Raw genomic sequence first — 15,439 nt, 5'->3', positions numbered from 1 at the left:
GCTAGAAAATACGATAATTGGCGAAGCGATAAGCCAAGACATAGGATACTGAAATCAAAACAAACGAAACGATGGACTTAAGCAATCCGACAGCCGTTGCAAACCCGTACTGTGCCTGTTCAATACCCATCCGATAGACAAAAGTATCAATGATGTCTCCGCTCTCATACACCTGGGGATTGTACAGATTGAAGATTTGGTCAAACCCCGCGTTCAAAACGTTGCCGATATTAAGCGTCAGCATGAGTACGATAATCGGCATCATTCCGGGCAAGGTGACGTTGAGAGTCTGCTTCCAGCGGCCTGCGCCATCAATTTCCGATGCTTCATACAGTGTGGGATTGATGTTGGTGAGTGCCGCCAAATAAATGATCGTGCCAAAGCCGAATTCCTTCCAGACATCACTTATAACCATGACGTAAGGAAACCATTTGTTATCTCCAAGGAAGAAAATCGGCTTAATGCCGATCAGTCCCAGCATTTGATTTAATATTCCCGTGGATGGAGACAGCACATCGATAACGATGCCGCTCAGGAGAACCCAAGACAGAAAGTGAGGCAAATACACCATCGTCTGAAACGTACGCTTCACCCATTCTTTGCGCAGCTCGTTTAATAAAATAGCAATCGTAATCGGGACAATCAGACCCGCGATAATTTTCATCGTCGCAATATAAAGGGTATTAAAAACAATCCGCCCTACATCCGGATAGTCCATCAGGAACTGAAAGTTTTTCCACCCGACGACCGGTGAACCGAACAAGCCTTTTGTCGGGATGTATTTCTCAAATGCCATAAGTATGCCAACCATTGGAATGTAGCTGAATATGATAATAAAGACGAGCCCGGGGATGAGCATGATATGCAGCGGCCATTCCCGCTTCCATCTGCGCTCCAATTGATTCATTATGCATCACCTGCTTGGGTCAAATTAGAAAATGAGGGAATCGAAGCATGTCGATTCCCCGCGTGCGAACGTAACTTGGTCATACTCTAAACATCACTTGATATTCGCATACCATTCATTGACTTCTTTCGTAATGTCGTCCCCGCCAAGCTTCTTCCATTCGGTTACGAACTTGTCGAATTCATCAATGGATACTTGGTTCATAATAATCTTCATGAAAATTTCATCACGTTTCCGGTTAAGAATCTCACGTTTCTCTACCATCGTTGGTGTAGGAGCCCCGTAAAACTTGTTCTGATGAAACAGGTTGTGCTCCTTCAGATATGGAATATTCGAGACCGCACCGTTTGGCCCGGAAATGAGGTATTCCCACCACATGCTGATATCTTCGCCATTGACATATTTCATGGCCCGGTCGTAACGTGTTTTTTGATCCTTCGTTACCGCCAGACTTTCATCCTTCGTCTCTATGGCCTTCGGGAGCACCTCCCCGTTATTGCTCGACAGGTTGAATGCCATGACAGGACTAAGGAGCCAATAGTTATTGCCTTTTTCCTTGAGGCCTTTGCCGTATTCATATACCTTTTGTTCAGGGGTTGGATGATTATCCACGGCAATCCATTGATTCAGCAGCTTGATTAATGCCTCCGGATGCTCGGCTTTTTTGGATACCACATAATAGCTGCTCGTTCCCAGCTCGATTTGCGTGGAAGCCTCCGTATTGTCAATGGAAGGCAGACGGTATACGCTCCATTCCTGAACAACCTTTCCATCCTTCACAGCAGCTTGAGCCAAATGGGCAGGCGTCCACTCCGCCCCATACAGCACGCCAATTTTGTTGCTGAAAATCAATTCGGACTCTTTCTGCATATCCTTGACTGCGAATTCCGGATCAATCATTCCTTTCTTGAACATATCCTGCAGCCCGCGAAGCGCTTCCTTCATCTCAGGCTGAATATCACTGTTCATCAATCCGCCTTGGCCATCTTCCATCCATTGATTTAAGTAGGCATGGTAGCCATTCATAAAACCGACCAGACCCAGCGCACCTTCATCAAATTTCTTGTTCAGTGCCAGACCGTAGGATTTCCCCGTTCCACCGGGATCCTTCGTCGCGAAAGCTTCCATGATGTTCATTAAATCCTGCATCGTTTTCGGCTCAGGCAGGTTCAGCTTTTTCATCCAATCAGAGCGCACCCACACCAGCTGCGGTGCAAAAGGGTTGCCCGTTTGTGGAATCGCCATCAGCTTGCCGTCAAAGGTGCCTGATCTCATCTGAAGACCGCCGTCTTTTTGCATAAACTCTTTTGTTTCGTCAGAAGCATACTGATCATATACACTTGTCAGATCTTGAATCATATCTGCTTCAATCAACTGCTGTACTTGGGCTGGAGTGGCCGGGAAGAGATCCGGAATGTCGTTGGTAGTGATCGCCATCTTCAGTTTCTCCTGGAACTGAGGCCCATCGACGGTACCATCCACAACCCATTGGTTCTTGATTTTGACACCCGTGTCTTTCTCGTACGCGTCATATACGGCGTTCTTGTCGAAGGACTCCCCTTCGTCAAACTTCAAATATGGATCCTGTGCGCGAACCGTAGATATTTCCAAAACTCCCTGTTCCTTTGAAGCCTCCGGCTTCTCTGCAGCGGTGTTCTCCGCCGGCTGCTTTGTTTCCGCCGTTTTACTGCTGCAGGCTGATATGCCAAGACTCATGATGAGCGTAAGCACCAATCCAATTGTCCGAACTTTATGCACGTTTGACCCTCCTATTATTTAATGGCTTATGAATGTCTGCCTTCTATCCTCATTATAGGTAGCGGTTCCAGGTTCAGGCTATATACCGGTCTTTACTTCCATATACAACTATTGCGGGGCACAAAAAAACCGTGGTTCCAAAAGGAACGCACGGTGAGGGTACAGTGTAGCTGCAGAACATGGAGCTTTAGCCTAAGACGACTTCAACCTGATGGGCTTGCCCGTCCCCATACACAGGAAGAATATTACCTTGAACCCTGCTACCGTCCACGGTCACGGATGATACTCCCTTGCTTACACGGTTAGGATTAGACACATGGATCACATACGTATCTCCGCGGAACACCCGCGTAATGGTGAATTCCTCCCAGTCAGCCGGAATGCATGGATTAATCTTGAGCCCGTCAAATTCCGGCTGGATGCCCAGAATAGATTGCGTAATCGCCACAAAGTTCCAGGCAGCAGTTCCTGTGAGCCATGAGTTTTTGGCTTCACCCTGACGGACTGCATCTTTGCCAGCGATCATCTGCGAATACACGTACGGCTCCGTACGATGGATTTCACTGATATCTTCCAGATAAGCCGGCGCGATTTTCCGGTACAACTCGAAGGCCCGGTCGCCGCGGCCAATAACCGTCTCTGCCATCATCACCCAAGGATTATTATGGCAGAAAATACCTGCATTCTCCTTATAACCGGGAGGATACGAGGAAATCTCACCGAGATTGATATAGTATTTCGAGTACGGGGGATTTTGCAGCACAATACCATATGGCGTTTCCAATCTTTCAGCAACAGAATTGAGTGCCTTCTCAGCGAGTCCTTCCTGAACGCCGATACCTGCCATGACGCAGAAGCCCTGCGGCTCAATAAAGATTTGTCCTTCGTCGCATTCCTTGCTTCCGATCTTCTGCCCGTAATGATCATATGCACGCAGAAACCATTCACCGTCGAAACCGTGATCAAGCGTGGTCTTTCGCATCGTCTCAATATGCACATCAGCTGCTGCCGCTTCTTCAGAGAGCCCGCGTCGTTTACAGAGTTCCACAAACTCCGGTCCCGCAAATACGAACAGCCCGGCAATAAATACCGATTCAGCCGTACGGCCTTCAATATGTTGCGTGGTTTGGAAGGACTCATCCGGCACATCCGAAAAACAGTTCAGGTTGAGGCAGTCATTCCAGTCCGCCCGTCCGATCAACGGCAGTCCATGCGGTCCCAAATTTTCAATGACATGATAGAAGGAACGCTTCAAATGTTCAAACAAGGTCGCCGTATTGCCAGGATTGCAGTCGAATGGGACCTGCTCATCCAGGATAGCAAAATCTCCGGTTTCTTTGATATAAGCCGCGGTTCCCACGATCAGCCACAACGGATCATCATTGAAGCCGCCGCCAACCTCATTATTCCCCTGCTTCGTTAACGGCTGGTATTGATGATACGCCCCGCCGTTCTCAAACTGGGTCGAAGCAATATCAATAATGCGCTCTCTGGCTCGCTCCGGAATTTGATGCACAAAGCCAAGCAAATCCTGATTGGAATCGCGGAAGCCCATGCCTCTGCCGATCCCCGATTCGAAGTAAGATGCTGAACGTGACATATTGAATGTAACCATGCATTGATAAGGATTCCATATATTCACCATGCGGTTCAGCTTGTCATCATGACTTTGAATCGTATATTTGGACAGGAGATTATCCCAATAGTTCCTCAGCTCCTGCATCGCGTCTTCGACGCCGGAATCATCCGCAAAACGGGCGATCATCGCTTCCGCGCGGGCTTTATGAATGACATTCAGCGATTCCCATTTCTCCTCTTCCGGATTCTCCACATAACCCAGTACAAAATTCAAGGAGATAGATTCCCCTGCTGCGAGCTCGAGTTCAACACAGTGGGAAGCTACGGGCGACCAGCCGCTTGCGACAGAGTTCGAGGATTGACCGGATACCACGGTTTGCGGCGCCTCCAGGCCATTATACGGTCCCAGGAAGGATTCTCGATCCGTATCAAAGCCGTCAAGCTCCCGGTTCACCGAGAAAAAGGCGTAATGATTGCGGCGCTCCCGGTATTCCGTTTTGTGATATATAACAGACCCTTTCACTTCAACCTCGCCCGTGCTCAGATTCCGCTGGAAATTGGTCATGTCGTCATAAGCATTCCATAAGCAAAATTCAATAAATGAGAACAGCTTCACTTTTTTCGGCGCAGCCGAGGTATTCGTCAATGTCAGCTGATGTACTTCGCCATTGTATTCCAGTGGTACGAAAGCCAGCTGTTCGGCACGTATGCCATTTCTTTCTCCTGTGATGCGGGTATAACCCAACCCATGACGGCACTCATAAAAGTCCAGATCCTTCTTGACCGGCATCCAGCCCGGCGTCCAGTAATCTCCCTCGTCATACACATAAAAGTAACGGCCACCGTTATCTACCGGTATGCTGTTATAGCGATAACGGGTCAAACGGCGCAGCCGCGCGTCGCGATAGAATGCATATCCTCCGCCCGTATTCGACATCAAACCGAAAAAGTCTTTCGTTCCCAGGTAATTAATCCATGGGTAAGGCGTTTTTGGAGTCTGGATGACATACTCCTTGCTGGCGTCATCAAAAAAACCGAATTTCATTTTGCTGTTCCCCTCTCCATTGATTTGTGAACGCGCGTTTATTTTGCGCTATGATGAAGCCCGTTACCGGGCGGCATCTTCCAATACAGCAATTATTTCGGTTCTGCGCAGGTTTCCCGTACGATCAGGTGGGTCGGAAAGCTGACCGTGCTGAAGGATGTACTGCCCTCTTCACACATTGTAACAATATGATGTGCGGCAGCCTGCGACATCTCATAAATGGGCAGCCGGACTGAGGTGAGCGCTGGTGAGAGCTGGGAAGCGACTGGGATATCATCGAAACCTGCGATGGATATGTCCCCAGGGATCTGGAGTCCCAGCTCCCTGCAAGCATCCATGGCTCCCAGTGCCATTTCGTCGTTGGCTGAAAAGAATGCGGTCGGCCGCTTTCCGGACATAAGCAGCTGTTTGACCTCTTCGTATGACTTCTGCCTGATGAATTCTCCGCTCAGAATAAGCTCCTCCGGAACCCCCAACCCGTTCTCCTCCATCGTCTCCACAAAGGCCTGGTAACGCTGGCGGCCGGACTGGGTATTCAATCTTCCGCTGATCAATCCGATATGCTCATGCCCCAATTCGATCAAATACCGGACAGCCATAGCCGCTCCCTCATAATCCTTCGAATTAATGACAGCTGCATAATCCTTATCCAGCCGGTGCTCAAGCAGCTCCGCAATATCATAATCAATGAGCACGAAGGGAAGCTCCAGCTTCGCTATCGCATGGACCATCCCGGCATTCTTCTCCATGCCGATGATGATGCCTCCATCGATTCTTTTTTGCAGAAATGCCTGCTTGACCTTCAGAAAGTCATCCTCCGAGTATACCGTATGAATCAGCACGTAATAGCCCATCCGGTTGACCGTATCGACGATGGTCTCCACGAACGGAGCAAAGTAATTGTTCTGGTATATGCGGTTTGGATTCTGCTTGTCTGCGGTACTGATCACAAATAGACCGATGGTGTTCATGCCTTTACCGGCAAGAACGCGTGCGGAGGTGTTAGGCTCATAATGATTCTCTTCGATCACCTTCATGACTTTGGCACGCGTCTTCTCCGGAACATTAGAATAGTTGTTGATGACGCGGGAAACAGTGCTGCGGGACACTCCCGCCAATCTCGCAATATCTTCGCTGCGCATGGTATCCCCTCTTTTGTGAAAGCGCGTTTATTTTCCAATTGTAACCTCAATTCCGCTCAAAAGACAATAACCAGATTCATTGAAAATGTGAATACCGCTAAATGAGTATGAAGTATGTAAAAAAACCTGAAGCGTAAAACTCGCGCTTCAGGTTTTTATCCTCATGATCTCATGATTATAGCAAAGCTTCGATTGCCCGTTCCATATCAAGTGGCCCTATTGGAGATTCAAACCGTTCCACCACGTTTCCCTTACGGTCTATCAGGAATTTAGTGAAATTCCATTTGATGTCATTGCCTTCCATCAGCTCAGGCTGCTTTTCCTGAATGAACATCGACAGCATTTTAGCCTCGGAGTTGTTCATATCAAAGCCTTCAAAGGGAGCCTGCTCACCCAGATAGCCGAAAAGAGGATGCTGGTCGGCACCGCGTACATCCACTTTTTCAAAGAGAGGGAATGTGACGCCATAATTGATCTGGCAAAAAGTGCTGACATCCTCATTGCTTCCCGGCTCCTGCCCGCCGAACTGGTTGGAAGGAAAGCCGAGGATCATCAAACCACGGTCTTTGTATTTCTCATACAGCTTTTGGAGATCGGCATACTGGACTGTAAAACCGCACTCACTTGCTGTGTTAACGATTAGAAGCACGCTGCCTTCGTACTGTGACAATGCCTTTTCTTCGCCACGGATATTTTTGGCCTTGAATGAATATACGCTCATATCTCGAACCTCCGTTGTATTTGCCGTTGTAATGATAACGGCTTTTTTACAAATTTAACAAAATTAAATTGTGCACAATGTAAATTTAACATACATTGCCCCTTGATGCAAATGAGCGGCGGTTCAGGATATTTTTAGAAAACTGAATCCATTTCATAACTCACTAAAATGATAAAATTGAAACTATATATAGACCAATAAAACCGTTTGATCTATATATAACCTTGATTGAAGCGGCTTAAGGTATTATGAAATTGATTCAAATGGGTAATATATAAACGGATTCAGTTTACATTCATACCTTTCAAAGGAGTGTTGTGCTATGAAATTATCCGGCAAAACTGCCATTATTACTGGAGGAGCCAGCGGGATTGGTCAAGCAACCGCTCGACTGTTTGCACAGGAGGGCGCCAATGTCGTGATAGCCGATTTTTCCGAAGCTGGACAAGAGGTTGCCAACCGGCTGCAGGAGGATGGCCATCGCGCTATCTACGTTAAAGTCGATGTCACAGAAGAAAAGGATATTCAGGCACTCATCGAACGCACCGTGCATACATACGGCCAGGTTGATATCATGTTCGCCAATGCCGGTGTTGCCAACGATGAGCCAGCCGATCAGCTCTCGCTTGAAAAATGGCAGCGTACGCTGGATGTGAATCTGACGGGCGTATTCTTGTCCGATAAATATGCCCTCATTCAAATGCTCAAGCAGGGTACCGGCGGTGCGATTATCAATTCCGCTTCGATCCACGGACATGCCGCCAAGGCTGGAGTTACTGCATACGGCTCCGCCAAAGGCGGAGTGGTCATGCTGACCCAGACCCTGGGCATCCAATATGCCAGTAGAGGTATTCGTGTCAATGCGGTATGTCCGGGATACATTGATACGCCGCTGTTAAAAGCATTGCCGCCGGAAGCGAAGCAAAAGCTGGTCGATCTGCATCCGATTGGCCGCCTGGGAAGTGCCGAGGAGGTCGCCAAAGCCGTGCTTTTTCTAGCCAGTGACGACTCGACCTTCGTGGTGGGAACGAGCCTGATGGTGGATGGAGGATACACTGCCCAATAATGGACAAAAAGCGTCCGTGATTCAGTTTTAAGCTGAATCCGGACGCTTTTTCCATACCTTTTCGGGGGGCGCTTCGTTAATTTATACTGATCCAGGTTCCAGCTGGAATCTCGTTCGCTCTTTTCCCCTTCACATGCCACAAAGATGGCATATCCCTCACATGGCGGAGTTCCACATCGAACGGTCTGTTCTCGGGCAGCCGGTTGAAGCGGAGCCACAGCCTATTGCCGTCCACAATGCTTTCTTCCACCCGGATTCCGTCAATATCTGCTTCTTGAACATCTTTGCCGTCTGCCACGATCATTCCGGTTGAGTCCGGATCCACCCGCTTATTAAAGACAATGACTACTTCGGTGTCTCCCTCCGTACGTGCAGCAAGCGGAACAGGATGCTCATCATACATATATCCACCCAAATGATATTCATAGGCAGTCCAGGTTTGATACCCCAAATCATAGACCGTGTTCTGGAATCGGTTCAGCCAGGTACGGTCCTTGATCATGTTCGATCTTGAGCCGACATCGGCCTGTATTCCGAGCGGAAGCTCGGGAAATGCTGCCCGGATTGGGGCTGCGAAGCTTTCATAGGTGCCTGGATATTCAGCCTTCAGATTTCGTTTCATCCAGTCCGGCCAATGGGTCTGCAGCATGTGGAGATCCGGTTTGACTCTTCCGATCATGGAGATGGCGTCAAGTCCCTGCCATTCCTTAAGCCGCAGGGTTGAAACCGCTCCGCCATCTACAGCCAGCGACCAGGTGGCTACCAGGATATCCGGACGGATCTCACGTGCTCCGCCGCTGCCGTTAATGATTTCATCAATAAGTGCATTCACGGCGTCCACGCGGAAATCAATCCATTTTGCGTAGACATCCGGCGTTTTTTTATAATAATTTGAAGCAAATCTGTTCACGAATTCGGGTACCGCGAGCCCGTGCTTTTCCTGAAATGCCTGCTGGGCTGCGGGTCCAATATCTCCGTAGACTCCGCGGCGGATACCATCCCATTCAGGAAAGTAAGGCTCCGCAATTTCAACGCCGTCAAAAGCATAATTATGGAGCATCCGCGATACAGCTTCCTTTTTCCACTGTACATATTCCTTCGAAAATGGGGAGAACCGTTCAAATCCGTCATTCAGCTCCTTTATAAGTCCCATTTTCCAAGTCGGCCATTCCTGCGGCAGATGAGAGGTTGCAAATGAACCGTTTCCGATAACCAATGCCCAGACGGCAATGTTTCGGTGATGTAAGGATTCAATGAGTTCAGCATTCACCTGGCTTTCGTTCACCACAAAGTAATGGACGGTCCGGTAGCCGGCAAGCTGTATTTCTTCAGCAATGCTATCTGCGGAACGGTTTTGATAATAGGGAAACAAGGGATCAATTTGAATACTCGGACCTTCTAGGGCCCAAGCTCTTACGAACTCACTTCTCACGTTGGTCTCCTTCCTGCGGAACTCGAGCAATAGCCCTGCATATGCAAAGTATGCGCCTGCTATTCTAGCATTGCCGAAAATGGAAAATTTCACCCTTTGCCTGTTTTCTTGGCAAGAACATCATGAATCCCCTCACCGCCCAAAATTAATCTCATACAATAGATCAAACACATAAGCGGAGGGATGTTCCTTGTCTATACTCAAGCTCAGGAAAAACATAACACTGCAGCAGCGGCTGGCCCAGCTGACAGGCCACCTGGTCGAAATTAACGGGGAGAGCCTGGGGCTGGAGCCAGGACGGCTGCAGCGTGTATTTAAAAGCAATTTCATTCAGGTACAAGGAGAGCTATTCGTACCATTAAGCCTGCAGTCCATTAGGGTATTTGATATTAATCCGGCTCCCTGTACAGTGCGTGTCGGCCTCCGGACGACCTTTAACACGGGTAAGGCATTCTCAAGCATTCGACTAGTCGGGATCGGAACCGATTTTATTGAGATACAGTCCAAAGGGAAATTCCCTTCGCGGATTCTGTTTCCGCTCAATAAGATTGAGGGCATCTTTCCAGTCCGTCTGAAATCAAAGAACTAAACAGAAGGTCTTACCACTCCGTCCATCTCAGCACTGCCAGAGCGGTCAAATGCAGCGGGTAAAAGGAACGCCACACCCATTTCCGTACCCGAACTTGTTCGAGTTTATTCCATACTGCCGGTCCATACACAATCAGCAGCGTCGGAACAATGCTCAGCAGCTGCATCAGACCGCCCGGCCCATAGACCAGGACATATAACAGATTAAGCAGTAAATGGACGAAGATCAGCCGTTCGTTCGCAAAGCAGCGGAACATGAGTACCAGCAGCACTCCATAGGCATCGTAATCAAAAGGAAAGAGCTCCATAACTGCGCATGTTACCAGAACAATGCTTCCCTTTGCCCATAAAGAAGGCGTAAGGTCCATGATCTGCATAATGGCGGCTGCCATAAACAGCGTGGCAATCACATTCAAACCTTCCGGGTTTATTGCCAGTTGATACGGAATCTGCGACAAAAGTGCAAGGACAAACAGTCTTGCCAGATATTTCGGTCTTGACCGTGTATGTACATGACCCTGAACCAGGGCATATGCATAAATCGGAAATGCGATCCTGCCAATGATCCGGAGCCAGAGCTGATTTTCAAAGCACACGATACCCAAATGGTCTACCAGCATGGTCAGCATGGCGATCAGCTGCACAAGCTCTTCCTCCTTTCACGTTACTCGCGCGAATGTATTTTATTCTATTTTACTTTGAGTCAGCTCTTTCTCCAAGTTTCCCTCCGATGTGATATATTCATAAAAGAAATAATACCATCTCACCTCAAGGAGGGTAACTACTTTGAATTTTGACAAAATCATTACGAGAAATCTCACCGGCTCTGATAAATGGGACGGGATGAAAAATATTTTTGGCACAGCTGATGCACTTCCAATGTGGGTGGCCGACATGGATTTCGAGTCTCCGCCATCTGTGATTGCAGCCATGCAGAAACGTGTTGAACATGGCGTATTCGGCTATACCATGCAGACGGACGAATACAAGCAATCTATCGTAAACTGGATGAAACAACGCCATGACTGGGAAATTGATCCGGAATGGCTCGTATTTTGCCCGGGCGTCGTTCCCGCGCTTAGCTTCGCCATACAAGCCTTTACCGAACCGGGCGACAAGGTAGTCATTCAGCCGCCGGTATATCCTCCATTTCATAGCGTCGTCAAGGATCATGGCCGCGAGCTTGTCCTAAATCCGCTGAAGCCTGAGAACGGATATTATTCCATGGATCTTGAAGCATTGGAGGAAATCCTGAGCACCCAGCAGGTGAAAATGCTGATTCTGTGCAGCCCTCATAATCCGGTCGGACGGATATGGTCATCCGAGGAACTTGAAACCTTGGTCCAGCTCTGCACACGGCATGATGTCCTGATCATATCCGATGAAATTCATGCCGATCTGATTTATGAAAAAAATGCGCACATCCCGCTCGCCAAGTTGTCTGATGAGGCAAAGAATCGTTCCATTATCTGCACTGCGCCTAGCAAAACCTTTAACATTGCCGGACTCAACACATCCAATATCATCATTCCGGATCCGGATATCCGCAGTACTTTTATGAAGGCGCTCCAGCTCTATCACGTGGGATCCATCAGCACGATCGGGAGCACGGCCGCCGAAGCAGCTTATACCGATGGCGGTGAGTGGCTGGATGAAGTGCTTACCTATCTGCAGAAAAACATTGATTATGTCGTTGAATATATGGGCAAACATATACCTGAAATCAAGGTCCAAAAGCCGGAAGCGACTTATTTGCTATGGCTTGATTTCAGCAGTCTTGGTATGACCCCGAATGAAATGGAAGCCTTTCTGTTGACCAAAGCCAAGCTTGCCTTAAATAAAGGATCTGCATTTGGACAAGGTGGAGCCGGATTCATGCGTATGAACATCGCCTGCCCTATGGCCACTGTCGTCGAAGCAATGAAGCGGCTGGATGCTGCGTTGACTGAATGGCGGATTGAGCAAAAGAATGCCTGAATGAGTTGAGCCTTCTCATTTTTCCCTGCCATTCTTCCCTTCATTTATTGATTCAGTTCATGCCATAAGGGTACTTAACTACTGACATGTCCAAGACAATAAAGGAGGTTTTTTACCATGGCAGAGCAACGTCTTGCAGGAAAAACAGCGGTAGTTACAGGAGGCGGTTCGGGCATCGGAGAGGCAGCAGCCATCCGTTTCGGGCAGCAAGGAGCCAAAGTGTATATGCTGGATCGTACGCCGGAGCATGCGGAGAAAACCAAACGCCGGATTGAAGAGGCAGGAGGAAAAGCGTTCGTCATTGAATGCGACATCTCGAAGCCCGAGAATGTCAAACAGGCATATGCGCAAATTGCCGAAAAGGATTCGCAGATCGATATCGTATTCGCCAACGCCGGTATTAATGGCACTACCGCGCCTATAGAAACCATGGAGATCGATGAATGGGATCAAACCATCAATACGAATTTGCGAGGTACTTTCGCAACTGTGAAATATGCCATTCCACTCCTGAAGGATAACGGGGGAAGCGTGATTATTACCAGTTCAATTAACGGCAACCGCGTCTTCTCCGGTATTGGCTTCTCGGCCTATTCATCCACAAAAGCCGGACAAGTCGCCTTTATGAAAATGGCGGCCCTGGAGCTCGCGCGCTATAAAATCCGGGTCAATGCGGTCTGTCCCGGGGCGATCGATACGAATATCGGTGAGAACACCTACCCGTCGGATGACTTGGAGAAGGTGAAGATTCCTGTGGAGTTTCCGGAAGGAAACCACCCGCTGGAGCAAAAGCCGGGTGAGCCTGAACAGGTCGCCAATCTCGTCCTCTTTCTTGCATCCGATGAATCATCTCATGTCACGGGAACGGAAATTTATGTAGACGGGGCCGAGTCCCTGCTACGCGGCTGATTCTTCTATATTTGCAGCATCCCAAGAGTCCGAATCTACGGACTCTTTTTTTATTTTATATATTTGGCAATCGTCTATGAAAAATTTGACTCATTTTGTCGAAATATAGAAGGGGGATTCCTCATTATAAACAAAAAAAAAGAGGATCCGTATCATATATACATCTGGGGGAATTGTTTTGAAAGCACAATGGAAGGGAATCTTTAATCTATTCAGGATTAAAAGACTGCGCAGCAGGCTTATGCTCATCATCTGTCTCATGGTCATTATTCCAAATATTTTTCTGGCGCTCTTTTCTGTAAACAGCGCAAAGGAGCAGCTGCAAACTAAAATGGAGGATATGACTCAATCCAGTGTGACGCTGCTCGATAAGCTTCTGGAAACGACGGTCCAAATGCAGGTATCGAACATTAACCAGCTCGCGAATCAGATCACGTCGCAAGAGATCGATCAACACTCCATAAAAGCCCGCAAGCTGATCAACGATTACAAGGCACAGCATCCGGAAGTCGAATTGGTATCGCTCGGCAATGATCGTGGAGCCTGGATGAAATCACCGGATCCAGGTAAGGAGGATTTTGATCCTCGTACCCGCGCCTGGTATACGCTCGCCAAAAAGTATCCCACACAAGCTATGGTCGCCGATCCTTCTGTATCCTTTTCTACCAAAAACTATGTCATGACCATTTCCAAGACCCTACCTGATGGGGAAGGCGTCATTAATATCAGTCTCAGCATCTCTGGAATGGACCAAACCGTCAAAAATATCCGCCTTGGCAATAAAGGCTACATTTATCTCATGGACCGGAACGACAAAATGATGTCCCATCCGACCATTAAAACAGGGGAAAAGGCTACCGGAAAACAGCTGGAGATTATGCACCGCCAGAAGGAAGGTTTTATTCAGTACACCAATCCTGACACCCATGTGCTCCAGCGCGGTTATTACGCCACGAACAGCATCTCCGCTTTCAAAATTGTAGGTATTCTTCCTGACAGCGAGTATAGTGATGCAACGCGTCCGATTTTTTACACCGCCGTTGGCGTGCTTGTGATAGCTGTTGCCATCGTTCTGGTGCTTCTATTCTTCATCATCAGAGGAATGACAAAGCCGATCGAGCAGCTCAACCGTTCCGCCATACGTGTAAGTGAAGGACATCTGAACGAAGAGGTAGTCACCAAACGCAAGGATGAAATCGGTACGCTGGCAAGCAATTATAACGGCATGGTTGCCTCACTGCGCCGTATGGTCGTTGACATGGGTGACACCTCCAGTCAGCTTGCTGCTTCCAGCGAGGAGCTGACGGCCAGCACCGAGATGAATGCCAAGTCAGTGGAGCTTGTCTCCGGTCTGGTTTCGGATTCATCCGAGGGCGCTACAATGCAGTCACTCGCCACAGAGGAAACGGCACGCACCATTGAAGAAATGACACGAGGCATCCAGAAAATAGCCGAATCCGCAGGCATGATCGTAGATTCATCGAGCCGTACGGAAGAGGATGTGCACGCAGGCAGCCAGAAGATCCGTCAGGTCAGCGAGCAAATGGACAACATCCGGCTTTCTACGGTTGAATCCGCAGAGCTGATGGAGCAGCTCCACAACCACAGCGCCAATATCGCAGCCATGAGCACAGCCATTTCGGAAATATCCAAACAAACGAATCTGCTGTCGCTGAACGCCGCAATTGAGGCGGCGCGTGCTGGCGAACACGGACGAGGCTTTGCTGTTGTAGCGGATGAGGTCCGCAAGCTTGCTGACCAGTCCAACATCACAGCCGATGAAATCCAGCAGACGATCGTTAAAATGACAGAGCTGATCTCCGGTGTATATGATGTCATGAAGAACAAGGTTCAAACAGATGTAAACCAAGGACTGAATGTCACGGCTGAGGCACTGGAGGCCTTCGTGAACATCGAGCAGTCTGCCAAGCAAATCTCCGACCAGGTTCAAGACATTTCCGCAGTAACCGAGCAGATGTCAGCCAGCAGCGAAGAAATATCAGCTGCGGTTCACGAGGTTGCAGGCATTTCCCGTCAGACGGTCGAATCATTTGAACGGGTAAATGCGGCCAGCCAGGAACAGCTTGCATCCATGGAGGAAATCACCTCGTCGGCTGCCGGGCTCGCCCGGATGGCTGTGGATATGCAGACCATGATTGACCGGTTTAAGCTGGATAAATAATGGAAAAATGATTTTCCTGTGGGCAACGCTGCGTGAACGAAACGTTCCTCCAATCGCTGTTGCCCCCAAATATATGTTATTAATCTTTTTCAAGGTGAATATTTGGGGGCAAAGGCGACCGCTATCGCTTTTCC

General features: G+C 48.6%; 12 protein-coding genes. 5 read left to right on the top strand and 7 right to left on the bottom strand.

Features of this window, described 5'->3' with window-relative positions:
• Nucleotide 1: 1 nt before the first annotated feature.
• The 5 genes from KJS65_RS24575 to KJS65_RS24555 all read right to left on the bottom strand — a co-directional run bounded on the left by KJS65_RS24575 (nucleotide 2) and on the right by KJS65_RS24555 (nucleotide 7,151).
• Entirely contained in the window at nucleotides 2-907 is a 906-nt protein-coding gene (locus KJS65_RS24575; protein WP_213652472.1) for an ABC transporter permease, read from the bottom strand.
• A 93-nt stretch (nucleotides 908-1,000) separates the two neighbouring features.
• The gene (locus KJS65_RS24570; protein WP_374706221.1) at nucleotides 1,001-2,623 is read right to left on the bottom strand and encodes an extracellular solute-binding protein; all 1,623 of its coding nucleotides are present in this window, start codon (nucleotides 2,621-2,623) and stop codon (nucleotides 1,001-1,003) included.
• A gap of 229 nt (nucleotides 2,624-2,852) precedes the next feature.
• The gene (locus tag KJS65_RS24565; RefSeq protein WP_213652470.1) at nucleotides 2,853-5,288 is read right to left on the bottom strand and encodes a glycoside hydrolase family 94 protein; all 2,436 of its coding nucleotides are present in this window, start codon (nucleotides 5,286-5,288) and stop codon (nucleotides 2,853-2,855) included.
• A gap of 92 nt (nucleotides 5,289-5,380) precedes the next feature.
• Nucleotides 5,381-6,430: a LacI family DNA-binding transcriptional regulator gene (locus KJS65_RS24560; RefSeq protein ID WP_213652469.1), complete on the bottom strand. Its 1,050-nt coding sequence runs from the start codon at nucleotides 6,428-6,430 to the stop codon at nucleotides 5,381-5,383.
• 175 nt (nucleotides 6,431-6,605) lie between these two features.
• Complete coding sequence (locus KJS65_RS24555) at nucleotides 6,606-7,151, bottom strand: glutathione peroxidase (protein WP_213652468.1); 546 nt, start codon at nucleotides 7,149-7,151, stop codon at nucleotides 6,606-6,608.
• Between the two features lie 322 nt (nucleotides 7,152-7,473).
• Between KJS65_RS24555 and KJS65_RS24550 the strand changes: the two genes are divergently transcribed.
• Nucleotides 7,474-8,217: an SDR family NAD(P)-dependent oxidoreductase gene (locus KJS65_RS24550; protein ID WP_213652467.1), complete on the top strand. Its 744-nt coding sequence runs from the start codon at nucleotides 7,474-7,476 to the stop codon at nucleotides 8,215-8,217.
• A 76-nt stretch (nucleotides 8,218-8,293) separates the two neighbouring features.
• Here KJS65_RS24550 and KJS65_RS24545 read toward each other — a convergent pair whose 3' ends face one another.
• Entirely contained in the window at nucleotides 8,294-9,649 is a 1,356-nt protein-coding gene (locus KJS65_RS24545; RefSeq protein ID WP_213652466.1) for an N-acyl-D-glucosamine 2-epimerase, read from the bottom strand.
• A gap of 190 nt (nucleotides 9,650-9,839) precedes the next feature.
• Here KJS65_RS24545 and KJS65_RS24540 point away from each other — a divergent pair, with 190 nt between their 5' ends.
• Nucleotides 9,840-10,238, top strand: a complete 399-nt coding sequence (locus tag KJS65_RS24540) for a hypothetical protein (protein ID WP_213652465.1) — start codon at nucleotides 9,840-9,842, stop codon at nucleotides 10,236-10,238.
• Between the two features lie 10 nt (nucleotides 10,239-10,248).
• Here the strand turns inward: KJS65_RS24540 and KJS65_RS24535 are convergent, their stop codons facing one another.
• Nucleotides 10,249-10,881, bottom strand: a complete 633-nt coding sequence (locus tag KJS65_RS24535) for a TraX family protein (RefSeq protein WP_213652464.1) — start codon at nucleotides 10,879-10,881, stop codon at nucleotides 10,249-10,251.
• 142 nt (nucleotides 10,882-11,023) lie between these two features.
• Between KJS65_RS24535 and KJS65_RS24530 the strand changes: the two genes are divergently transcribed.
• The 3 genes from KJS65_RS24530 to KJS65_RS24520 all read left to right on the top strand — a co-directional run bounded on the left by KJS65_RS24530 (nucleotide 11,024) and on the right by KJS65_RS24520 (nucleotide 15,305).
• A complete protein-coding gene (locus KJS65_RS24530; RefSeq protein ID WP_213652463.1) occupies nucleotides 11,024-12,214 on the top strand; it encodes a MalY/PatB family protein in 1,191 nt (396 codons plus the stop codon).
• A gap of 117 nt (nucleotides 12,215-12,331) precedes the next feature.
• Nucleotides 12,332-13,123, top strand: a complete 792-nt coding sequence (locus KJS65_RS24525) for an SDR family oxidoreductase (protein WP_213652462.1) — start codon at nucleotides 12,332-12,334, stop codon at nucleotides 13,121-13,123.
• A 178-nt stretch (nucleotides 13,124-13,301) separates the two neighbouring features.
• Nucleotides 13,302-15,305 (top strand): methyl-accepting chemotaxis protein, encoded by a 2,004-nt coding sequence (locus KJS65_RS24520; RefSeq protein WP_244864786.1) that lies wholly within the window; start codon nucleotides 13,302-13,304, stop codon nucleotides 15,303-15,305.
• The last annotated feature ends 134 nt before the right edge of the window (nucleotides 15,306-15,439 follow it).

This window comes from Paenibacillus sp. J23TS9 (genome assembly GCF_018403225.1).
Lineage (GTDB): Bacteria > Bacillota > Bacilli > Paenibacillales > Paenibacillaceae > Paenibacillus_AQ.
This window is presented reverse-complemented; position numbering and strand designations above follow the sequence as displayed.